This window comes from Bradyrhizobium sp. 4 (assembly GCF_023100905.1).
Taxonomy (GTDB): domain Bacteria; phylum Pseudomonadota; class Alphaproteobacteria; order Rhizobiales; family Xanthobacteraceae; genus Bradyrhizobium.
The window spans coordinates 590,890-612,459 of the sequence record NZ_CP064686.1 but is presented as its reverse complement, the minus strand read 5'-3'; the positions used below and the strand labels follow the sequence as shown (position 1 = coordinate 612,459).

The window sequence follows — 21,570 nt, the reverse complement described above, 5'->3', positions numbered from 1 at the left end:
GTCATCGGGGATGGATTCATGCGGCGACTGGTTTCGGTGGCTCTGGCGCTGTTCGGCGCAACTCTGTCGCATGCCCTCGCCCAACAGCCACAGCGCAGCGAATGCCTGGCGATGGCCAATGCTGCGCCGCGCCTCATGTCGGTCGCGTTCAAGCAGGCGGCGGCGGCGGCCGAGGTCGAGATCACCTATGCCGGCCATTCCACCTATTTCATCGACACGCCCGGCGGCTTGCGCATCGCCACCGACTATAGCGGGGCCTACCAGGTGGGCCGGCTGCCCGATGTCGTCACCATGAACCGGGCCCACAGCACGCACTACTCTTTATATCCCGACAAGCGCATTCCACGTGTGCTGCATGGCTGGGGCGAGGACGGCAAGCCGGCCATCGTGTCGGAGCGCATCGGCGACACCTTCATTCGCAACGTCACGACCGACATCCGCCGCTATTTCGGCGACGATTCCGGCGCCGACATGATCCGTGACGGCAACTCCATTTTCATCTTCGAGGTCGCGGGCCTCTGCATCGGCCATCTCGGCCATCTTCACCACAAGCTCGACGACAGCCATTTTGCCCAGATCGGGCGGCTCGACATCGTGATGGTGCCGATCGACGGCACCTATACCATGTCGCTCGACGGCGTCTCCGAGATCACCAAGCGGCTGCGCGCCTCGGTCGTGCTGCCGATGCACCGCTTCGCCACCCCGCTCGACGATTTCATGCAACGCATCGGCCAGCAGTTCGAGATCGATCGCCGCATGGAACGAAGTTTCCGGATGTCCCGGGATGCGCTGCCGTCGAAGCCGACGGTGATCATCCTCGACGGGGTGTGAGGCGCGAAGCCGGAACACATCAGCCTCCTCCGACTTGGTTGCTTCGAGATCAGTTACGATCGGAGCAATCATGAGCAGACGGTTGCTGGTCATAGGCTCATTTGCGGCCATTTACCTGCTGTGGGGTTCCACCTACTTCGCCATCACTTTGGGCCTGAAATCGATTCCGCCATTTCTGCTGATGGCGTTACGTTCGTTCTGTGGCGGCATCTTGTTGCTGGCCATGAGTGCCGGTGAGGTCGCGAACGTATCCGCGCAGGCATGGATAAGGGCGAGCCTGTGCGGGCTCCTGTTCTTTGTCGGTTGCCACGGCGTACTCGCCTTCGCGCAGCAATCGGTTCCGTCGGGCGTGGCGGCCATCGTGCTGGCCACGATCCCGTTCTGGATCCTGCTGATCGATATCTTGTTCCCCGGCGATCAGCGACCGAAGGCCCTTGCCCTGCTCGCTCTCGCGCCGGGCTTCTTCGGCGTCGGACTCGTGGCGTGGCAAAACGTCGAGCAGGCTGGCATCAGCATCTTTCCCGTCGTCTGGCTGCTGGCTGCGGCCTTGTCCTGGTCGGCCGGGACTGTCTTGTCCCGGAGCATGTCGAGCCAGGCATCCGCTATCCTGCTTTCGGGCATCCAGCTTTCGATCGGCGGCACCGTGTTGTTCGCGATCAGTTGGCTGACAGGCGAGATCGGAAACTTCAGGCCAAGCGAGGTTTCGCTGGTCTCGCTCGCAGCGGCGCTTTGGCTGATCATCGCTGGCAGCGTGATCGGATTCGTCGCCTACAACTGGCTTTTGGAAAACGTCTCGACCTCGTTGGTGTCGACCTACACTTTCGTCAACCCGGTGATCGCTGTGCTGCTCGGCACTGTCGTGCTGAACGAGCCATTTTCGCGCATGATGCTGCTTGGTGCGGGTCTCGTCATTGTCTCCGTGATCGTCATTTGGCTCGCGGAACGTTCAACGAGCCGACCAACGAACGAAAAGTCTAATCCTGGCATAGGGCATCTGTCGCCCAACAAGACTTGACGGCGGGCGCCGCGCAATTTTCTCCAAGTCGGCTGCCGGCCGGTCGTGCTGATCTCCTCGCAACAGGAGATCGACATGACCGACTTTGCGAGATTATTGCACGCGGACGGACCGAACCCCGAGCACGCGGCGGCGCTGCGGCTTTACGGCCGTTTCGTCGGCGATTGGGACGCCGAGATCACCGCCCATGGACCCGATGGAACGAAACACACCGCGCCCGGCGAAATCCATTTCGGCTGGGTGCTGGAGGGCCGCGCCGTGCAGGACGTCTGGATCATTCCGCGCCCGGCTGGCAACCCGGCCTTGCCGGTCGCCGGCAATTGGTACGGCACGACGCTGCGGGTCTACGATCCGACCATCGATGCCTGGCGGATTTCCTGGGTCGATCCCGGTCGCTGCATATTCCGCCAGCAGATCGGCCATCCGCGCGATGCCGACATCGTGCAGGAAGGCACGACCGAAGCCGGCGACCTGACGCGCTGGAGTTTTACAGAAATCACAGAGGATTTCTTCCATTGGCTCGGCGAGGTCAAGCCGGCCACCGCAACCGATTGGCGGCTGGTGGTCGATGTGAGGGCGAAGCGGCGCAACGGTTGACGACGGCGCCGCTGTGCCCGTGATGCCGGGTGCGGTTGCGCAACGCGCGCTGCTGTGTGCGATGACGAGGTGCTAGGCTCCCCGAACAAGAAGCATTCATAAGGGGAGCGAACACCGATGGCCGCAAGCGGTCTGCCCGCCAACACGAGCGGGTTATTCGTCGAGCCGCGCGAGGACTGGCTCGCGCTGCATCAGGAGGAGATCATCGATCCCTTACGGCCGATCGTCGATCCCCATCACCATCTCTGGAATCGCGGGCACCGCTATCTGATCGAGGAGATGGCGGCCGATATCGCCTCCGGCCACAACGTCATCGCCACCGTCTATGTCGATTGCCGCTCGATGTATCGTGCGCACGGGCCAGAAGCATTCCGGCCGGTGGGCGAGGTCGAGTTCGCCAATGGCGTCGCCGCGATGAGCGCCAGCGGCGGTTACGGCAAGGCCGCGATTTGCGCCGGCATCGTCAGCCACGTCAATCTGCTGCTCGGCGATGCCGCAAAGCCGGTGCTGGAGGCCGAGATCGCGGCAGGCAACGGTCGCTTCCGCGGCATCCGGCATTCCTCGGCCTGGGACCCGGATCCTGCTGTCGCCGGCATGTATGCGAACCGGCCGCAGGGATTGCTGCAGGACCCGACCTTCCGCAGGGGCTTCGCCTGTCTCGCGCCGCTGAATCTGAGCTTCGATGCCTGGCTGTTCCATCCGCAGATCGGCGAGCTGACCGAGCTCGCCCGCGCATTTCCCGACACCAGGATCGTGCTCGACCATTGCGGCGGCCCGGCCGGAATCGGCCGGTTTGCCGGGCGACGCGAGGAGGTGTTTCCGCAATGGCGGGCGTCGATCCAGGAGATCGCCAAATGCGAGAACGTGGTGGTGAAGCTCGGCGGGCTCGCGATGTGCCTGCTCGGCTACGACTTCCATTTGCGCGAGAGGCCGCCGTCATCCGAGGAGCTTGCCGCCGCGTGGCGGCCTTACGTCGAGACCTGCATCGAGGCGTTTGGACCCAAGCGCGCGATGTTCGAGAGCAACTTCCCGCCGGACAAGGGCCAGTGCAGCTACCAGGTGATCTTCAACGCCTTCAAGCGTATCGCGGCGCCCCTGAGCGAGACCGAGAAGACGGCGTTGTTCTCGCAGACCGCGAGCAACTTCTACCGGCTCGATTTGCCTTAAAAAGGATTGCCGTCATGACGAGAACAGGGGCCGGGATCTTGATCCCGGCCCCCGTTCCGTCGTGACCGCTGGGAAGCGTCCTTGAAACTGATTGAACTCTAGCCGGCGCCCATCAGCGAGGCCGGACGGCGCTCGCCGGTGGAGACGAAGATCTTCTTGAGCTTGTTGACGACGCGGATCAGGAAGCCGATCATCACGGGATTGGTCTTGCGGCAGAACGCGATCTTCTTGACGTGGCCTTCGACATGCCATTTGGCATGCGCGCCGTTGCGGAAGAAGATGACGTCGCCCGGGCCGTAGCGCTTCGGCGGCATGCCGTCGCTTTCGAGCACGATCGACCCTTCCATGATCATGATCGTTTCGTCGATATCGTAGTACCAGTTGAAGCGCCCTTCGGTGCAGGCCCAGATGATGGTCGAAGCGGTGCCGTCAGCGCTGGTGGACAGGATGTGCGAGCGCGACACCGGATTGCCTTCGATGATCCAGGACGGTTCGATCGGCCGCAGCTCGAGGTCTACATTGCAACTGCTGATTTCAATCAATGTACGCGACATCTGTTTCCCCAAGGGATAAAATATGATCCGCCGGGTCTCGGCCCGGATTGTTCAAAGATGGCGGGAACGCTAGTAGCCGGTTTTTAATTCTTTCTTACGCAGGGGCCGACAATCAGCCGCAAGTTGCAGACGCGAAACGGTTAACGTCGCAATTTCCCTGCAATTTCGCGCACATGAACCCTTCTTTTCCGGGGTGCGACAAAGTGCGCGAAGCTATCTGAAAGGAGCCATGCCGATGCCCCTCACCCCGGAGGTTCTCGCAACTCAAGGCGAGGTCGTCGCTTGGCTCGGCAGCCTTGATGTCTCCTTCGCAACCGAAGAGGAGCCCTGGTTCACGGTCGACGGAATCGACAGCCCCCGGCAGATCGGCAGTGACGGCTCCGGTGGCGCGTTCGTGCTGCTGCCGTCTCAGAACGTGCTCTATGTCTCATCGGAAGGCCGCGCGGGAATCATCGCGGAAAGTTTCGAGGCTTTCGTCCAGCTCGTCGTGGCGCGCCCCTATTGGCTCGACATCCTCAAATTTTCCGCCGGCGGTGACCTCCATGAAATGCGGCGGGCGGCCGACGCGCTGGAGGCCACACTCGACGACGAGGACGACGTCAACGAGGCCCGCGAGCAAATCCGCAACGGCCTCGACTTGCCCGAGGCGAATGATCCGGTCGGTGCGCTCTACGACGCGGTGGCGGCCTCCGACGCCGTCGTGCGGGCCACCGACGGCAGCCCGTTCACGACGCTGTTCAACCGCTTCAGCATCGACAACAGCCCGATGCTGCGCAACGCGGCGGCGTAAGGCGGGCTTTGAGAATAGGAACGTGCTCGGCCTTCATGGTTCGAGACGCGCCGTGAACGGCGCTCCTCACCAGGAGGGTCTAATATCTCACCGCAAGAAGAAACCTCATCCTGAGGAGCCCGCGAAGCGGGCGTCTAGAAGGATGGACTGCAAGACGCGTTACTTCGCCCATTCGCCCTTGCGAAACACCGGCACTTTGCTGCCGTCGGCCAGAATGCCGTCGATGTCGGTCTCGGCCGAGCCGATCATCCAGTCGATATGGATCAGGCTCTGGTTGCCGCCTTGCGCCGCGATCTGCTGCGGCGTGAGCTGGGCGCCGTTGACGAAGCACTTCGAATAGCACTGGCCGAGCGCGATGTGCGAGGCCGCGTTCTCGTCGAACAGCGTGTTGTAGAACAACAGCCCACTCTGCGAGATCGGCGAGGAATGCGGCACCAGGGCCACCTCGCCGAGACGGCGCGCGCCCTCGTCGGTGTCGAGCACCTTGTTCAGTACCTCCTCGCCGCGCGAAGCCTTGGCGTCGACGATCCTGCCGTCCTCGAAGCGCACCGCGATGTTGTCGATCAGCGTGCCCTGGTAGGACAGCGGCTTCGAGCTCACAACATGGCCGTAGACGCGCCGGCAATGCGGCGTGGTGAAGACCTCTTCGGTCGGGATATTGGCGTTGCAGCTGATGCCGTTCTTGGAGAGCGAAGCACCGCCCTCCCATTCATGGCCGTCGGCGAGGCCGATCGTGAGGTCGGTGCCCGGTCCTGAATACTGGAGCGCGCGGAAACGCTGGCCGTTGAGCCAGTTGGTGCGCTCCCGCAGCACCGCGTTGTGGCTCGCCCAATTGGCCGGCGCGTCCTCGCGATCGACGCGGGACGCCGCGAAGATCGCGTCCGCGAGCTTGCCGATCGCGACCTCTTCAGGATCGTTCGGAAAGACCTGCTTCGCCCAGGACGGGCTCGGATAGGCGATGATGTTCCAATTGGTGTCGAAATTGACGATCTTTTCCAGTGCGGGCTGATAGGCCATGGAATTGGCCTTGCTGGCGCGCGCGACCTTGGATGCATCTTCGCCCGACAGCAGCATCGGATTGTCGCCGACGATGGCGAGACGCGCGGTGTTGTTCGAGAACGCCTTGGCCATGCCCTCGTAGAGCCAGTTGGCGGCGCGATCGAAGCTGTCGTCGTGGCCGTGGCGGTAGCGCGCCAGCGTCATCTCTTCGTCGGAGAGAATGGGCGTCACGATGCCGGCGCCGGCCTTGTAGGCATGCACGGCGATCCGCCGCACCAGCGGCAACGCGATCGCAGGCGCCGTCAAGAGCAGATCCTGGCCGGGCCGCAAGCCCAGGCCCACCTTCACCGCAACCTCGGCCAGCCGGTCGAGCTTCACGGGATCGATGGGAGTGGAGGTGATGCGTTGATCAGTCATGCCGAATCCTCTGCCGAACGTCTCTCGCTCAATCTAAGTCTAGCATCGCGAGACACAAGTGCGCGAGTGCCTTGCGACACCCCAAAGATACGCAGTTTCGCGCATTTTGGTTTTCAACGCGTTGCCGATTTCAGCACCCGGTCGACCATGGCGGGAGCAAGGCCGAGGTAATTTTTCGGTGATGTCAGCGCCTCGATCGTGGCACGATCGATTCTGACGGAGACGCGGGAATCGGACGACAGTGCGTCCGCCAATGTCAGACCTTTCTCATTGGCGAGCCGGCAGGCGTCATAGACCACGTCATGGGCCTCCTGCCGCCCGATCTGCGGCGCGAGCCCCATCATGACGGCTTCGGCCACGATCAGACCGCGGCTGACGGCGAGATTCTCGTTCATCTTGCTTTCGTCCACGATGAGGCCGGCGAGCGCGAACTTCGCCTGGTGCAACGCGCCAGCGGTCAGCACGAAGCTCTCGGGGATCGCCATCCATTCGGCGTGCCAGGGCCCGGTGGCGCGCTCGAAATCCTGCACCATGGCATCCAGCATGAGGCCGGCGTGCTGGCGCACCGCCTTGGACGCCGCAAGCATCAGTTCCGAGGAGATCGGGTTGCGCTTCTGAGGCATGGTCGAGGACGCGCCGCGTCCCTTGACGAAGGGCTCGTAGACCTCGGCGAATTCGGTCGAGGCCATGATCATGATGTCGAGCGCGATCTTGCCGAGCGAGCCGGTGACGAGCGCCAGGAAATTCACAGCCTCGGCAAAACCGTCGCGTGCGACGTGCCAGGTCGAGGCGGGAACGCCGAGCCTCAGTTCGGCGCAGAGCGCCTCCTGCACCTCGAACCCCTTGTCGCCGAGCGAGGCCAGCGTGCCGGCGGCACCGGCGAACTGGCCGACCAGAACGCGCGGCTTCAATTCACTGATACGCTCGGCGTGGCGATCGAACATCGCGAGCCAGATCGCGGTCTTGTAGCCGAAGGTGACCGGCAGCGCCTGCTGGAGATGGGTGCGCCCCGCCATCGGCGTGTCGCGGTAGCGCTTCGAGAGGTCGGCGAGGATCTTGCGCAAGCCCGCGATATCCTGTTCGACGATCTCGAGGCCTGCGCGCAGTTGCAGCACCACGGCGGTGTCCATGATGTCCTGCGTGGTCGCTCCCCAATGCACATAGCGGCCGGCATCGCCGCATTGCTTCACCATCTGATGCACCAGCGGCAGGATCGGATAGCCGACGACATCGGTCTCCTGCCGCAACAGGTCGAAATCCAGCGCGGCAACGTCGGTCCGCGCCGCGATCTGATCGGCCGCGTCCTGCGGAATCACCCCGCATCTCGCTTCCGCCTTCGCCAGCGCCACCTCGACCTCGGCATAGCGCGCGACCGTCGCGATATCGGAAAACACCTCCCGCATCTGCGGCGTGCCGAAGGCATCGCGGAACAGCATGGAATCGAGCACGGTGGTTGAGGCATGAAAAGCGGGCATGGGCGTTTCTTCGTGGTTGGTGTTTTGTGTGAGGGCAGCTTACGCACACGGAACTGTTCGGCAATGGACATTCACTATTCGTCAGGTATTCGATGCTGTCGCGAAGGCCAGGACAACATGGGAAGCTGCCGCACACCATTGCCTGAACACCGTCATTGCGAGGAGCCCTTGCGACGAAGCAATCCACGCTAGCTCCGCGGCGGCAGGATGGATTGCTCGCAACGCCGTGACGAAATCGCGACAATCCGGCCGAAACGGCTTTATTCTAATCCAGGTTGCATTCCTCCCCGTAAATCGCATGGCTGCCATCACGCGATCGTGGTGAACCGGACAGGCCCCTTGGCGGACTCACAGACATCAGCCGAAATCCGTTTTGCTTTCATCATTGCCCGATGTTGCCTTGAGGTCTGAGTTTTCGACGTGCAGTTTCTGTTCCGGGATCACCTGCTCGATACCGACTTGCGCGAGCTGAGCCGCGAGCAGGTTCCCGTTGCCGTGGAGCCGCAGGTGTTCGATCTCGTTGTCCACCTCATGGAGAACCGCGATCGGGTGGTCAGCAAGGACGAACTGATCGACAAGATCTGGCACGGGCGCAGCGTCTCCGAATCCACGCTGACCAGCCGGATCAATGCGGCACGCAAGGCGGTCGGAGACAGCGGCGCAAGCCAGGCGCTGATCCGCACCATCTCACGCAAAGGTTTTCGTTTCGTCGGCGACGTCGAAACCAAGCGTGGGGCAACCGCGCCGGAATCCGATTTCGGAGCGAAGCTTCTGCGGGCCCCGCTGCCGCTACCGGACCGGCCGGCGATCGCGGTGCTGCCCTTCACCAACATGAGCGGCGACCGCGAGCAGGATTATTTCTCGGACGGAATCAGCGAGGACATCATCACGGCGCTGTCGAAGCTGCGCTGGTTCTTCGTCATCGCGCGCAACTCCTCCTTCGTCTACAAAGGCCGCGCGGTGCACATGAACGAGGTCGCGCGCGAGCTCGGCGTGCGCTACGTGCTCGAAGGCAGCGTGCGGCGGAGCGGCGATCGCGTGCGTATCTCCGCGCAGCTCAACGACGTCTCGACCGGCAGCCATCTCTGGGCCGAACGTTACGACCGCGAGCTTGCCGACATCTTTGCGGTGCAGGACGAGATCACCGAGGCGATCGTCGCCGCGATCGAGCCGCAGCTCTATACCGCCGAGAGTTTTCGCGCCCAGCAGAAGCCGCCGGGAAGCCTGGATGCATGGGACCTCGTGATGCGCGCATTGTCGCATTACTGGCGCATCACCCGCGAGGACAATGCCGCCGCGCAGGGACTGCTCGAAAAGGCCGTCGCGCTCGATCCCGCCTATGGCAAGGCACTCGGCCTGCTCGCGACCAGCCACATCTTCGGCGCGCATATGGGCTGGTCCGACATGGCCCCGACCGTGCCGGTCGCCGAGCGCGCCGCGCTCGCGGCGGTGGAGGCCGATCGCGAGGATGCCTGGGCTCATCATGGTCTGGCTTATACTTATCTATTCCGTCGCCGCTTCGATGACGCGCTGGCGGAGTTCGAGCTGGCGCTGAACCTCAATCCGAATTTTGCGATGGCACACGCCTTCTACGGCGTGACGCTGTGTTACGCGGGACGATGGCAGAACGGCGATGTCGCCGCGCGCCGCGCGCTGCGGCTGAGCCCGCGCGACCCGCTCGCGGCGATCTATTGCGGCGTCGCGGCCTATGCCCGGTTCATCGGCCGCGATTACGAAGGCGCCGCACAGATGGCGCGCGAGTCGATGCGGCAGCGCGCCGATTTCGTCGGCGCGCATCGCGTGCTGACGGCCGCCGCCGGAATGTCGGGCGATCCCGCGCGCGCGGCTTCCGCCCTGGAAGGCTTGCGCCGCGCCCAACCCGGCATCTCGCTCGCCTGGATCACGCGCGAGCTGCCGATGCTGCGGGACGAGGATCGCGAGCATTATCTCGAGGGATTGCGGCGCGCGGGGATGAGGTAGCGAATCTCTCCTCTCCCCGCTTGCGGGGAGAGGAGGAAAGCGCATCACTCCTGCATCATCTCGCCGCTGCCGCCGAATTCGGCCGGGAAATCCTTGAGCTTGGGCAGGCCGTCGCGCATTGGCAGCACCGTCTCGGCGTAGTTGACGTGGACGCCGGGCGCGAAGGCGAGGGTGGGGATGGTGGCGGTGAAGACGTCGACCAGGCCGAGCGGCGGATGGTTGGTCATGAGATGGCCGCCGCACTTCTTGCAATATTTGCGCTGGCTGAGCGGCGTCTTCGCAAAGGTCTCGACATTCTGAGCACCTTCGGTGATGCGCACGGCTTCGGGCTTCCACAGGCTGAAGGCGTTCACCGGACCGCCCGACCACGAGCGGCACGAGCTGCAATGGCAATAGCCCATCGCCTCCGGCGCGCCCGTGACCTCGATCGTGACTGCGCCACAGAAGCAGTTTCCAACATGTTTCATTAGGTCGTCTCCGTTGATGATTGTTCAGATTCCTCTCCCCGCTCCTGTTTGCCGATAACTCGGCGAGAACGAATGCGGGGGTCGCGACGAGCTTTGCTCGCACTGATAGCGTCGGGATGAGGGGGATTCACCCCGAGAAACGTTGAAGGTTGCGTCCGGCAGGATCCGTTACGCGCCTCTGCGCCGCCGCGCGTCCTCCTTTCGGGGGACGCGACGAGAAGACGCGGAAGCTATACCGACTTGCGCCAGGGAATAAGCATCGACACCCGTTGTTTGTACTGCCGGTACTCGTCGCCGAAGAGATCGATGAGGTCGTGCTCCTCCAGCGCGATGCCGACGAAGATGTAGAGCGTGGTCACGGCGGCGAACAGCAGATGGCCCGCGGTCATGACTGGCGCCGCCCAGAACGCGATGATGAAGCCGAGATAGATCGGATGACGGACGAACTTGTATAGCAACGGCGTCTTGAAGCGCGGCGGCGACGCCTCCTTGCCGACGAGATGATTGGTCACCTGATGCAATCCGAACAACTCGAAGTGATTGATGATGAAGGTCGAGGTGAATACCAGGACCCAGCCCACCAGCGACAGCGTGACGATCGTCACAGCAAGATCCGGGTTCGCGACGTCCCATACGACCGTGGGCAGCGGACGCCACTGCCAGAACAGGAGGAGCAATGACAGGCTCGCAAACAGCACATAGGTGCTGCGCTCGACCGGCTTGGGGACGTACTGCGTCCACCAGGCCTTGAATTGCCGGCGCGCCATCACGCTATGCTGGACCGCAAACAGGGCCATCAGGAGCAGATTGATGATGACGGCCTCGGCCACGGGCGTGTCGGTCCCGGTGTCGATGGTCTTCGGCACCACCAGCCCCATGACGAAGCCGATGGCGTACAGAATGGTGACGAAAAACACGAGATACGCCGCAATTCCGTACAGAAATGCGATGAACTTGAAAATGCGTGAGCCCGCAACCGGGCCGATAGGATGAACCTGATGATCAATTTGGGTCATAAACAGCTCCGTTGTGCCAAAACGCCGACACTTCATTGGTCGCTGCACCATGCCGCACCGGAGGTCTCAAGACTTTCGCGGACGGTTGATTTTCGCCTGAGACGACTTTGATTTTTGCTTGAGACGACAGAAACGTGCGATTTCGCTTTGAAAACAACGTGCTCGACGGCGACCTGCGGGAACTCACCTGCAGCGGCGCCGCCGTGCCGTTGCAGCCGCAGGTGTTCGATCTCCTGCTCTATCTGGTGGCGCAGCGCACCCGTGTGGTCAGCAAGGATGACCTGATCAGCCAGATCTGGAGCGATCGGATCATCTCTGATTCCGCCCTGAACAGCCGGATCAACGCCGCGCGCAAGGCGCTCGGCGACGACGGTGCGAGCCAGCGGCTGATCAAGACCATTCCGCGCAAGGGCTTTCGTTTCGTCGGCGAAGTCCGGGAAGAAGTGGCAGCCGCGACGGCGCCTGCGCAACCCGTCGCTGTTCTGCCGCGCGCCCAGGCGGACCGTCCGGCGGTCGCGGTGCTCGCTTTCGAGAACATGAGCGGCGATCCCGCACAGGACTATTTCGGCGACGGCATCAGCGAGGACATCCTAACCGCGCTGTCGAAGCAGCGCTGGTTCATGGTGATCGCCCGCAACTCGTCCTTCACCTACAAGGGCCGCGCGGTCCACATCCGGCAGATCGCCGAGGAACTGGGCGTCCGCTACGTCGTCGAAGGCAGCGTGCGCAAGTCGGACAACCGGGTGCGCATCACCGCTCAGCTCAACGACGCCACGACCGGCAGCCATCTCTGGGCCGAACGCTACGACCGCGAGCTGGTCGACGTGTTCGCCGTGCAGGACGAAATCACCAACGCGATCGCCGCGGCGATCGAGCCGCAGATTCATGCTGCGGAAAGTTTTCGCGCCCATCGCAAGCCCCCCGCGAGCCTGGATGCCTGGGATCTCCTGATGCGGGCGCTATCGCATTACTGGCGCGTGACGCGGCGGGATCACGAGACCGCACGGGTGCTGCTGGAACGCGCGATCGGGATCGACCCGAACTACGGTCAGGCGCTGTCGGTGCTCGCGGCGAACCACATGTTCGGCGTGCATCTCGGCTGGGCCGAGCTTGCGCTGGTGGCGCCGGTGGCGGAAGTCGCCGCGCTCGCCGCGGTGCGCTGCGACCACGAGGATGCCTGGGCGCACGCCGCGCTCGGCAGCGTCTACTTCTCGACGCGAAGGCTTGCAGACGCACTGTCCGAGTTCGAGCAGGCGCTCGCGCTCAATCCAAACTTCTCGCTGGCGCAGGGCTATTACGCACTGGCGCTGTCCTATGCCGGGCGACCGAAGGATTCATTCGAGGCAGCGCAGAGGGCAATGCGGCTCTCGCCGCGCGATCCATCCCTGGCGATCTATCATGGCATCGCCGGCTATGCCCGCTTCACCGAGCGGCGCTATGGCGAGGCCATCGCGCTCGCGCGCGAGGCGATCCGCCACCGCGGCGACCTCACCGGCGCCTACCGCGTGCTGGCGGTTTCTGCCGGTATGACCGGCGACGGCATGGTTGCGGAGATGGCGCTGGGCGAGCTCCGCCGCACCCAGCCCAACATCTCGTTGCACTGGATCGCGACGCAATTGCCGTGGGCCAACGAGGCCGACCGCGAGCACTATCTGGAAGGATTTCGGCGGGCGGGCTTGCGCTAGACGATCCTCATGCCGGGTCTGCGTCGCGCTTCCGGCGCAGATGGACGACGACGTCGAGCCGCGCGATCTCGTGGCCCGGAAGCGCCCCGGGTATCCTGGTGAAGGTCAGGCGGTCGGTGACGTCGACCAGCACATCCTCGCCTTCGAGGTAGAAATGCGGATGCACGGACGTATCGGTGTCGAAGAACGACTTGATGCCGTCGGCCGCGATCCGGCGCAACAGGCCGGCTTCGGTGAACTGGTTCAGCGTGTTGTAGACGGTCGCAAGCGACAGCCGCAGATTGGCGGCCGTCGCTTCTTCATAAAGCCCCTCCGCTGTCACATGACGATGGGGGCAGAGGAACAGCATTTGACCAAGCGCCAGACGGTGGCGCGTCAGCCTGAGGCCGGCATCGCCGAGCAGTTGCGCGCAACGTGCCGACGCCTCGTCCGCGAAGGAGATGGCGATATCGTCTGAATCCGCTTCGGGTGGGGTGGAATGGACGTTCATCGCCGATGCACTCGCAGTTGACCGGGCACGCGGGGCTTCACGCGTCCTGCCATCAGATCGCAGAAGCGGCAGCCCGGCTTTGATCCCGATCAAATCCGGAACGAGCCCGCCTCTGACCTATCGCAAGGCGGCCGAGTTTATTCCCGGCCAGAATAGCCTGACATCAATGAGGCTCGCATGTCCAAGCCGGTTCCCGACAAGGCAGAGATCGCGCTCGAATATCCCGACAAGTTCTATGTCGGCACCTTCGGGCATTCATCGCGGTTCGAGGCTCGCCTCGACGGCAGCGGCGTTGCGCTGGTGCTGCAGCATCCGGGGACGGCGGAGGAACGCAAATCGGTGCACCTGCACCTCAATTTCGGCCTGCTCGCCGGAATCCTGCGCGAGCTCGCGGGCAGTGTCGCAGCCATCCCCAAGGACGACATCGCGCACCGGGAGCAACTCCCGGATGCGCTTGCCGAGTTGCAACGGGTGCTGCGGCCCTCCTGAAGCCGTGCGGCGCGGCGGCGCCGGCTTGGCCGTCAAATGCCATAACAGGACGCGCTGTACATTTTTTGTGCGAACACTGTCGAGACTTTCATCTTGCGGCGCCGAACGAGACTGTGTGAGCCTCGATCCCGGATGGGGACTGGGATGGGCCGGCCATAGCTTTGCGCGCCATGACGTGCGAAGCGTTTGCGGCTGGTCTCGCTTGAGAAAGATACGACATGTCAAAACGAGTGTTGCTTGGTGTCCTCCTGGCTTGTGGTCTCGCGGCCCCGGCACTGGCGCAAGAGCCGAAAGCGGGTGGAGCGATCAATGCCGTGATTCAGCCCGAGCCGCCCGGCCTGATGCTGGCAATGGTCCAGAACGGCCCGGTGCAGATGGTGTCGGGCAACATTTTCGAAGGCCTGCTTCGCTACAGCCCCAAGCTCGAACCGCAGCCGGAGCTCGCCGAGAGCTGGAGTGTCAGCGAGGACGCAAAAACCTACACATTCAAGCTCAGGAAGGGCGTGACGTGGCATGACGGCAAGCCCTTCACCGCCGCCGACGTGCTGTTCTCGCTCGAGATGCTGAAACAGACCCACGCGCGCGCCCGCAACAATCTGGCGCAGGTCGACAAGGTCGAGGCTCCCGACGACTACACGGTGGTGTTCACTCTGAAGCAGCCGTTCGGCCCGTTCCTCGGCATCTTCGAGGTCGGCTCGATGCCGATGGTGCCGAAGCATCTTTATGAAGGCACCGACTGGAAGACCAATCCCTACAACAACGCCCCCGTCGGCACCGGCCCCTTCATGTTCAAGGAATGGCAGAAGGGCTCATTCATCCGCCTGGTCAAGAACCCGAACTATTGCGAGAAGGGCAAGCCCTATCTCGACGAGATCTACTGGCAGATCATTCCCGATGCCGCGGCGCGCTCGGTGGCGTATGAGACCGGCAAGGTCGACGTGCTGCCCGGCGGCTCGGTCGAGAATTTCGACGTGCCGCGGCTGTCCAAGCTGAAGGACACCTGCGTCACCGGCGCCGGCTGGGAGTTCTTCTCGCCGCTGGCCTGGCTGTGGCTCAACAATCGCCAGGGTCCGCTCGCCGACAAGCGGGTGCGGCAGGCGGTCATGTTTGCGATCGACCGCGACTTCGCCAAGGACGTGATCTGGAACGGGCTCGGCAAGGTCGCAACCGGCCCGTCGGCCTCGACCATCAAATACTACACCGACGACGTGCCGAAATACCCTTACGATCCCGCCAAGGCCAAGGCGCTGCTGAAGGAAGCCGGCTACAAGGGCGAGAAGATCCGCCTTCTGCCGCTCGCCTATGGCGAGACCTGGCAGCGCTGGGGTGAAGCCGTGAAGCAGAACCTCCAGGACGTCGGCATGAACATCGAGACCATCGCCACTGACGTCGCCGGCGGCAACCAGAAGATCGGCGACTGGGACTACGACATTGCCTTCACCTATCTCTACCAGTACGGCGATCCGGCCCTCGGCGTCGGTCGCAACTACGTCTCCAGCGCCATCGCCAAGGGCCAGGTGTTCAACAACGTCGAGGGTTACTCCAACCCGGAAATCGACAAGCTGTTCGCCGACGGCGCGGTGGCGACGCCCGACTCCAAGCGCAAGGAGATCTACGAGAAGGCGCAGAAGATCCTGGTCGAGGACGTGCCGGTGGCCTGGATGCTCGAGCTGCAATTCCCGACCATCATGCGCTGCAAGGTCAAGAACCTGATCACGACCGGCATCGGCGTCAATGACGGCTTCAAGGATGCATGGCTGGACAAGTGAGGGCTGCCTCCGTCACCTCTCCCCGCTCGCGGGGAGAGGTGATCGCTCCATCTCTGTCGCTCCAGGTCACGTCACCGATATGATCCTCTAGATGCTCTCCTTTGTCGCTCAGCGTATCGCGAAGGGCGTGATCGTCCTGCTTGCGATCGTCGTCCTCAATTTCTTCCTGATCCGGCTCGCGCCCGGCGATCCCGCCGTCGTGATGGCGGGCGAGGCGGGCGCCAGCGACCAGATCTTCGTCCAGCAGCTCAGGGAGAAGTTCGGTCTGGACAAGCCGCTGCCTGAGCAGCTCTTCATCTACGTCAAGGGCATTGCTACCCTCGACCTCGGCTTCTCGTTCCGCCAGCAGGCACCGGTCGCGAAGCTGATCGGCGAACGACTGCCCGCGACATTGCTGCTGACGCTGACGGCGTTTGCGATCTCGCTCGTACTCGGCATTCTCTTCGGCACCTTCGCCGCGCGCTTTGCCGGAACCTTTCTCGACACCGCGATCACCGTCTTTGCCCTGATATTCTACGCAATGCCGATCTTCTGGGTGGCGCTCATGAGCATCCTGCTGTTTTCGGTCACCATGGATTGGCTGCCGAGCTTCGGCTACGAGACCGTCGGCGCCAACTTCACCGGCTTCGCTCATGCCGTCGATGTGGCAAAGCACCTGATCATGCCGGCGATGACGCTCGGCCTGTTCTTTATGGCGACCTACACCCGCATGACGCGCGCCTCGATGCTGGAGGTGAAGCGTCTCGACTTCGTCAAGACCGCGCGCGCCAAAGGCCTCTCCGATGCCGTGATCCAGCGTCGCCACGTCCTGCGCAACGCGCTGCTCCCCGTCGTGACGCTCGCCGGCGTCCACTCTGGCACCCTGATCGGCGGCGCCGTCATCACCGAGACCGTGTTCGCCTGGCCCGGCATCGGACGCCTGATGTACGACGCCCTGCTCCAGCGCGACTACAATCTGCTGCTCGGCGTCTTCGTGATCTGCTCCGCCATGGTCCTGATCTTCAACCTCATCACCGACCTGGTTTATCGCCTGGTCGACCCGCGCATCGAATTCACCACATGAACCAGTTCTGGAAATCGATGCTGAGGAGCCCGAGCGGCGTCATCGGGCTCATCATCCTGCTCCTTGCGATCTCGGTCGCGTTGTTTGGTCCGATGCTGTTCCCGAACTCGCCCTGGCGCATGGTGCAGCGGCCGTTCCTGCCGCCGTTCACGCTCGCGACCGTGCCGCTCGGCACCGATGCACTCGGCCGCGACGTGTTCGCGGGAATGATCTTTGGCGCACGCGTCTCGCTGCTCGTCGGCATGGTCTCCACCTTGGTGGCGCTGGTCGTCGGCGTTCCCATCGGCGCCATGGCCGGCTATTTTGGCGGCAGGGTCGACGACGCCCTGATGCGCTTCACCGAGTTCTTCCAGACCATTCCGAGCTTTGCGCTCGCGATCGTGCTGGTCGCGATCCTGCAGCCCTCGATCTATTCGATCGTCGCCTCGATCGCGCTGGTAAGCTGGCCGCCGGTCGCGCGCCTCGTCCGCGGCGAGGTGCTGTCGTTGCGCACGCGGGAGTACGTCCAGGCCGCGGTGGTCACGGGCCAGAGCAACACCTGGATCATCCTGCGCGAAATCCTGCCGAACACGTTGTCGCCGGTGATCGTGCTGGCCTCGCTGATGGTGGCGACCGCGATCCTGCTGGAATCCTCGCTGGCGTTCCTCGGCCTCGGCGATCCCAATCTGATCTCCTGGGGCTACATGGTCGGTGCCGGCCGTACCGTGATCCGCCAGGCCTGGTGGATCACCGTATTTCCCGGCGTCGCGATCCTGATCTCGGTGCTCGGCCTCAATTTGATCGGCGAAGGCCTCAACGACGCGCTCAATCCGCGGCTGTCACGGGAGGGCCGCTGATCATGACCGCACCGCCCGCCGTCTCCATCAAGAACTTGCGGATCGCGCTGCCCAAGGGCGCGGAACGGCCGTTCGCGGTCGACGGCGTCTCGCTCGATCTGCGGCCGGGCAAGATCGTCTGCGTCGTCGGCGAATCCGGCTCGGGCAAATCGATGTGCGCGCATGCGCTGATGGGCCTGCTGCCTGACACGGTCACCGTCACCTCCGGCGAGATCCAGTTCGAAGGCCGCGACCTGCTCAAGCTCGACGACGACGGCTGGCGCGATCTGCGCGGCCGCCGGCTCGCGATGATCTTTCAGGAGCCGATGACCGCGCTCAATCCGTTGATGCGGATCGGCGACCAGATGGCGGAGATGTTCGAGGCGCACGGGCTGCTCACGCCGAGGGAATGGCGCGCCAAGGCGCTGTCGCTGGCGCGCGAGGTCGGCCTCCCCGATCCCGAGCGCATCGTGCGCGCCTATCCGCACCAGCTCTCCGGCGGCCAGCGCCAGCGCGCCATGATCGCGATGGCGCTCGCGCTCGAACCGGCGGTGCTGGTCGCGGACGAGCCGACAACCGCGCTCGACGTCACCACGCAAGCGCAGATCCTGAAACTGATCCGCAACCTCCAGCGCAATCGCAACATGGCGGTGATGTTCATCACCCATGATTTCGGCGTGGTCGCCGACATCGCCGACCAGGTCGTCGTGTTGCGCCACGGCAAGGTGGTCGAGGAAGGCCCCGCCTCGGCCGTCTTCAACGCGCCGCAGCACGACTACACCAAGGCGCTGCTCGCCGCCGTGCCCTCGATGGACCCGCCCGCCCGCAGCGCCCTCGACGACCAGGCCAAGGCGCTCGAGGTGATCGGACTGGACAAGACCTACGTCACCTCGGGCGGCTGGTTCCGCGAGGACCGCCGCGTCGATGCCGCGCGCCAAGTCAACTTCACGATTCTCAAGGGCGAGACGCTCGGCCTGGTCGGCGAATCCGGTTCCGGCAAATCGTCGGTGGCCCGCCTTGTGATGCGGCTGATCGAGGTCGACCGCGGCACCGTGCGGATCGGCGAGACCGATCTCACAAAGCTCGCGGGCAAGGCGCTACGCGCCGAGCGCCATCGCATCCAGATGATCTTCCAGGATCCGTTCGCTTCGCTCAATCCGCGCCGCAAGGTCGGTCATATCATTGTCGACGGCCCGATCGCGGCCGGCACCGATCCGAAAGTCGCGTTCGACCGCGCCCGCGATCTCCTCAAGATGGTCGGCCTCGATGCCGGCGCGTTCGAGCGCTATCCGCATGAATTCTCCGGCGGCCAGCGCCAGCGCATCGGCATTGCCCGCGCGCTCGCACTCGAGCCCGAGATCATCGTCGCGGATGAGGCCGTCTCGGCGCTCGACGTCTCCGTGCAGGCGCAGGTCCTGAGGCTGCTCGAAGACCTCAAGGCCCGCCTCGGCCTCTCGATGCTGTTTATCACCCACGATCTACGCGTTGCCGCCCAGATCTGTGACCGCATCGCCGTGATGCAGCGCGGCGTCATCGTCGAGCTGAAGCCGACCGCGGAGCTCTTCGCCGCGCCCGAGCATGTCTATACGCGCGAACTGCTCGCGGCGGTGCCTGGACGGAAGGATCGCGCGCCGGCGGCGTGAGTCAGCTGATCCCGATTTCTACTTCGTTCGAGGATTCGTGTTGTTCCAGGTGGGGACTGAGTTTGTTACGCCGACGGAGGGCTGGTTGGACGTTCCGACCGACGGCGCCGTCACGGTGCCGACGGTCTGCCCGGAACTTCCGATAGTTCCTTGCTGTACCGGCGCTCCGGTGCGTCCGCTCGTGCTGCCTGGTGTACCTGTCGCCGACGTCTGTGCGTTGACAGCGAGTGGCGCTGCGGCCAATCCGAGAGCAATGAGTGCAGCAATGGGGCGTTTCGTTGTTGTCATGGCTGATCCTTTCGGGCGGTCTCTCAATCGCAATGCCGTTCGTCAGGCGCACGTGCACTGAGTGATCTTACAACTCCGCGCGCGAGAAAATGTGCCGCAATGCCCTCACACCGCAGAGCTCAACACGTCATCACGAAGCTGCGAAGCGATCCCGGCCGAACAGATGCGTCGTGAGACCGGCGCATCGCTGAAGGTATCCCGGTCCACTTCAGGAACGGAATACTCACGGGCTTTTTATCCCTCGTGACCGCCCGCACGGCTGCAAAGCCGAAGCCGGCACCCCACATCCGCATGAAATGATTTCCATCATGTGATGATGGATTGAGGATCTATTGGAGCCGACATGGGCCAGGTTATTGAGTTTATCTCGAAATCCGAGCGCGAGCGCATTCGCCTCATCCAGGAAGCGCGCGCGATCTACGACAGCATCTTCCCGCCGGCTGATCCGGTAGGCGAACGATCGAGCGGAGCCTGCGCGCGTCGCAGCGACGGAGGAAACCTCGCGTGATCAAGATCATTGCCGTGCTCTGCAACCTCGCCTCTCCAGCGAACTGTCATGAGCAAACCGTCACCACATCCGACTTCGCCGACGTCTCGATGCAATCGTGCCTGATGGGTGCGCCACAGCTCGCCGAATGGATGAACCAGCATCCAGCCGAGCGCCTCGCCGGATGGCGCTGCGTGATCGGCCAACAGGTCGGTCGGGGAATTTAGGATCGGGCTGCGCTGTCCCTGAACGATCCGAAATGCCTGGGCCACCGCCATGATCATTGCTGGTCGCGCTTGATCTTCTCTGGCCTTGCGACCGGCGCAGGTTGACCGGCATTGGCTCGCCGGACAGGCGCGCCTATCGGATGGGCGGGTTGGTGTTGTTCCAGGTCGGGACTGCGTTGGTCACGCCGACGGACGGCCAATTATACGTGCCGATCGATGGCGCCGTGACCGTCCCGACCGACTGTCCGCTGGACCCGTAGGCTCTGGGCTGTGCTGCCAACGATCCGGCGCTCCCATAATTCGGAGCCACCACGCCGGTGCTGTAAGATCGGCTTGACCGGTGCTTCTTGGCTTCAGCCGCGAACGGCGTGGCAAGCAGCCCGATGGTGACGAGGGCGGCAATGGCGGGTTTGATGCTTGTCATGGCTGATCACTTCATTCTACGGCCCCCTTGGCATTTGTTCATTCAGCGGCGGATTTCCATGGGTATCCCATTCATAACTTCGTGCGCGGGCGAAGGTGCCGGGGAGCGGTTGCCGTTACCGCTCAGATGGATGCCGAATGTCTTGCTCAAACCGATTTGCCCGGCTGGCGTGACGTGCACGATCCGCGTGTCGCGGTCCCGTCTCAGCCAGCCGCGCTCCAGGCAGCAACGTTGAATCTCTGCGCCGACGTGACCGGCGACGTGAAAGCGACGCTCGCTCCAGTCCAGGCATGGGCGGCAGAAGATTCGCCTGCTTCCGGATTTCGGCTCCAGCACCGCGCCGAACGCGGAGAGGAAATGCGTTCCGGAGGCCGTTAACTCTCCGCCGTCATCGGTGAGCACGACGTGCGCTTTGGCGACGAGGGCGTCGGCGATGGCGACGCCGAGATAGCCGGCCAGATGGTCGTAGCAGGTGCGCGCAAAGCGAAGTTGATCGTCGGCGATCGAGCGTGACTGATGGCGCGGCGGAACCTCGATGGCGGCAACGGCCTTGATGCTCTCCAGCATCCTGGCCACCAAAGGAGACGCGATGCGGTAATAGCGGTTGCGACGTTTCTGCGTCACGATGAGCAGCCGCGCCCCGACCAGCTTGCCGAGATGTCCGCTTGCCGTCGACCTCGATATTCGCGCGCGCGCCGCCAGTTCGCTCGCGGTCAGGGCCTGCCCGCCCATCAGCGCCGCCAGCATCGTGGCCCGCGCGGTATCGCCGACCAGTGCCGCCACCTCGACCATGTTTGCCGCTGCGACCATGGAGAAAGCGTATCGCGACCGTCCCGGCACGACAACGGTGATGGTTTGGCCGCGGCCGAACCATTGGACGCC

23 protein-coding genes are annotated in these 21,570 nt (G+C 63.6%); 14 read left to right on the top strand and 9 right to left on the bottom strand.

What is annotated here, in order from left to right; all coding sequences use genetic code 11:
• The first annotated feature begins 18 nt into the window (after positions 1-18).
• The 4 genes from IVB45_RS02935 (at position 19) to IVB45_RS02920 (ending at position 3,610) form a co-directional block, all read left to right on the top strand.
• Positions 19-831 (top strand): MBL fold metallo-hydrolase, encoded by an 813-nt coding sequence (locus IVB45_RS02935; protein ID WP_027570076.1) that lies wholly within the window; start codon positions 19-21, stop codon positions 829-831.
• 70 nt (positions 832-901) lie between these two features.
• Complete coding sequence (locus tag IVB45_RS02930; protein ID WP_247362917.1) at positions 902-1,846, top strand: EamA family transporter; 945 nt, start codon at positions 902-904, stop codon at positions 1,844-1,846.
• 75 nt (positions 1,847-1,921) lie between these two features.
• Complete coding sequence (locus IVB45_RS02925) at positions 1,922-2,443, top strand: hypothetical protein (RefSeq protein ID WP_247362918.1); 522 nt, start codon at positions 1,922-1,924, stop codon at positions 2,441-2,443.
• Positions 2,444-2,560: 117 nt separating this feature from the next.
• A complete protein-coding gene (locus IVB45_RS02920; protein ID WP_247362920.1) occupies positions 2,561-3,610 on the top strand; it encodes an amidohydrolase family protein in 1,050 nt (349 codons plus the stop codon).
• Positions 3,611-3,708: 98 nt separating this feature from the next.
• On the opposite strand, the gene IVB45_RS02915 is transcribed toward IVB45_RS02920, so the two are convergent.
• Complete coding sequence (locus tag IVB45_RS02915) at positions 3,709-4,164, bottom strand: cupin domain-containing protein (protein ID WP_027570072.1); 456 nt, start codon at positions 4,162-4,164, stop codon at positions 3,709-3,711.
• 235 nt (positions 4,165-4,399) lie between these two features.
• Here IVB45_RS02915 and IVB45_RS02910 point away from each other — a divergent pair, with 235 nt between their 5' ends.
• Complete coding sequence (locus IVB45_RS02910) at positions 4,400-4,954, top strand: hypothetical protein (protein ID WP_247362922.1); 555 nt, start codon at positions 4,400-4,402, stop codon at positions 4,952-4,954.
• Positions 4,955-5,113: 159 nt separating this feature from the next.
• Here IVB45_RS02910 and IVB45_RS02905 read toward each other — a convergent pair whose 3' ends face one another.
• Together IVB45_RS02905 and IVB45_RS02900 are read right to left on the bottom strand one after the other, a co-directional pair.
• Positions 5,114-6,370 carry an aminopeptidase gene (locus IVB45_RS02905; RefSeq protein WP_027570071.1) on the bottom strand — a complete coding sequence of 419 codons (1,257 nt, stop codon included), beginning with the start codon at positions 6,368-6,370 and terminating at the stop codon, positions 5,114-5,116.
• Positions 6,371-6,483: 113 nt separating this feature from the next.
• A complete protein-coding gene (locus IVB45_RS02900) occupies positions 6,484-7,845 on the bottom strand; it encodes an adenylosuccinate lyase family protein (RefSeq protein WP_247362925.1) in 1,362 nt (453 codons plus the stop codon).
• 420 nt (positions 7,846-8,265) lie between these two features.
• On the opposite strand from IVB45_RS02900, the gene IVB45_RS02895 reads away from it, so the two are divergent.
• A complete protein-coding gene (locus tag IVB45_RS02895; protein ID WP_247362926.1) occupies positions 8,266-9,825 on the top strand; it encodes a winged helix-turn-helix domain-containing protein in 1,560 nt (519 codons plus the stop codon).
• 44 nt (positions 9,826-9,869) lie between these two features.
• On the opposite strand, the gene IVB45_RS02890 is transcribed toward IVB45_RS02895, so the two are convergent.
• Together IVB45_RS02890 and mddA are read right to left on the bottom strand one after the other, a co-directional pair.
• Entirely contained in the window at positions 9,870-10,292 is a 423-nt protein-coding gene (locus IVB45_RS02890) for a GFA family protein (RefSeq protein ID WP_027515305.1), read from the bottom strand.
• A 230-nt stretch (positions 10,293-10,522) separates the two neighbouring features.
• A complete protein-coding gene (mddA, locus tag IVB45_RS02885) occupies positions 10,523-11,308 on the bottom strand; it encodes a methanethiol S-methyltransferase (protein WP_027570067.1) in 786 nt (261 codons plus the stop codon).
• 134 nt (positions 11,309-11,442) lie between these two features.
• On the opposite strand from mddA, the gene IVB45_RS02880 reads away from it, so the two are divergent.
• Positions 11,443-12,993, top strand: coding sequence for a winged helix-turn-helix domain-containing tetratricopeptide repeat protein (locus tag IVB45_RS02880; protein ID WP_247362927.1), 1,551 nt, complete (start codon positions 11,443-11,445; stop codon positions 12,991-12,993).
• A 7-nt stretch (positions 12,994-13,000) separates the two neighbouring features.
• Here the strand turns inward: IVB45_RS02880 and irrA are convergent, their stop codons facing one another.
• Complete coding sequence (irrA, locus tag IVB45_RS02875; protein ID WP_247283207.1) at positions 13,001-13,483, bottom strand: iron response transcriptional regulator IrrA; 483 nt, start codon at positions 13,481-13,483, stop codon at positions 13,001-13,003.
• A gap of 177 nt (positions 13,484-13,660) precedes the next feature.
• Between irrA and IVB45_RS02870 the strand changes: the two genes are divergently transcribed.
• The 5 genes from IVB45_RS02870 (at position 13,661) to IVB45_RS02850 (ending at position 19,262) form a co-directional block, all read left to right on the top strand.
• Complete coding sequence (locus IVB45_RS02870) at positions 13,661-13,972, top strand: hypothetical protein (RefSeq protein WP_247362928.1); 312 nt, start codon at positions 13,661-13,663, stop codon at positions 13,970-13,972.
• 218 nt (positions 13,973-14,190) lie between these two features.
• Positions 14,191-15,741 carry an ABC transporter substrate-binding protein gene (locus tag IVB45_RS02865; RefSeq protein WP_247362929.1) on the top strand — a complete coding sequence of 517 codons (1,551 nt, stop codon included), beginning with the start codon at positions 14,191-14,193 and terminating at the stop codon, positions 15,739-15,741.
• Between the two features lie 91 nt (positions 15,742-15,832).
• Positions 15,833-16,804, top strand: coding sequence for an ABC transporter permease (locus IVB45_RS02860; protein WP_027570062.1), 972 nt, complete (start codon positions 15,833-15,835; stop codon positions 16,802-16,804).
• Entirely contained in the window at positions 16,801-17,640 is an 840-nt protein-coding gene (locus IVB45_RS02855) for an ABC transporter permease (protein ID WP_247283205.1), read from the top strand. Before IVB45_RS02860 ends, IVB45_RS02855 begins: the two co-directional genes overlap by 4 nt.
• A gap of 2 nt (positions 17,641-17,642) precedes the next feature.
• Positions 17,643-19,262 carry an ABC transporter ATP-binding protein gene (locus tag IVB45_RS02850; RefSeq protein ID WP_247362930.1) on the top strand — a complete coding sequence of 540 codons (1,620 nt, stop codon included), beginning with the start codon at positions 17,643-17,645 and terminating at the stop codon, positions 19,260-19,262.
• Positions 19,263-19,280: 18 nt separating this feature from the next.
• Here the strand turns inward: IVB45_RS02850 and IVB45_RS02845 are convergent, their stop codons facing one another.
• A complete protein-coding gene (locus tag IVB45_RS02845; protein ID WP_247362931.1) occupies positions 19,281-19,550 on the bottom strand; it encodes a hypothetical protein in 270 nt (89 codons plus the stop codon).
• A gap of 343 nt (positions 19,551-19,893) precedes the next feature.
• Here IVB45_RS02845 and IVB45_RS02840 point away from each other — a divergent pair, with 343 nt between their 5' ends.
• Together IVB45_RS02840 and IVB45_RS02835 are read left to right on the top strand one after the other, a co-directional pair.
• A complete protein-coding gene (locus IVB45_RS02840; RefSeq protein WP_247362932.1) occupies positions 19,894-20,058 on the top strand; it encodes a hypothetical protein in 165 nt (54 codons plus the stop codon).
• Complete coding sequence (locus IVB45_RS02835; RefSeq protein WP_027570060.1) at positions 20,055-20,264, top strand: hypothetical protein; 210 nt, start codon at positions 20,055-20,057, stop codon at positions 20,262-20,264. The genes IVB45_RS02840 and IVB45_RS02835 overlap by 4 nt, the downstream gene beginning before the upstream one ends.
• A gap of 133 nt (positions 20,265-20,397) precedes the next feature.
• Here IVB45_RS02835 and IVB45_RS02830 read toward each other — a convergent pair whose 3' ends face one another.
• Together IVB45_RS02830 and IVB45_RS02825 are read right to left on the bottom strand one after the other, a co-directional pair.
• Entirely contained in the window at positions 20,398-20,688 is a 291-nt protein-coding gene (locus IVB45_RS02830; RefSeq protein WP_247362933.1) for a hypothetical protein, read from the bottom strand.
• A 42-nt stretch (positions 20,689-20,730) separates the two neighbouring features.
• Entirely contained in the window at positions 20,731-21,498 is a 768-nt protein-coding gene (locus tag IVB45_RS02825; RefSeq protein WP_247362935.1) for a helix-turn-helix transcriptional regulator, read from the bottom strand.
• Positions 21,499-21,570 lie beyond the last annotated feature (72 nt).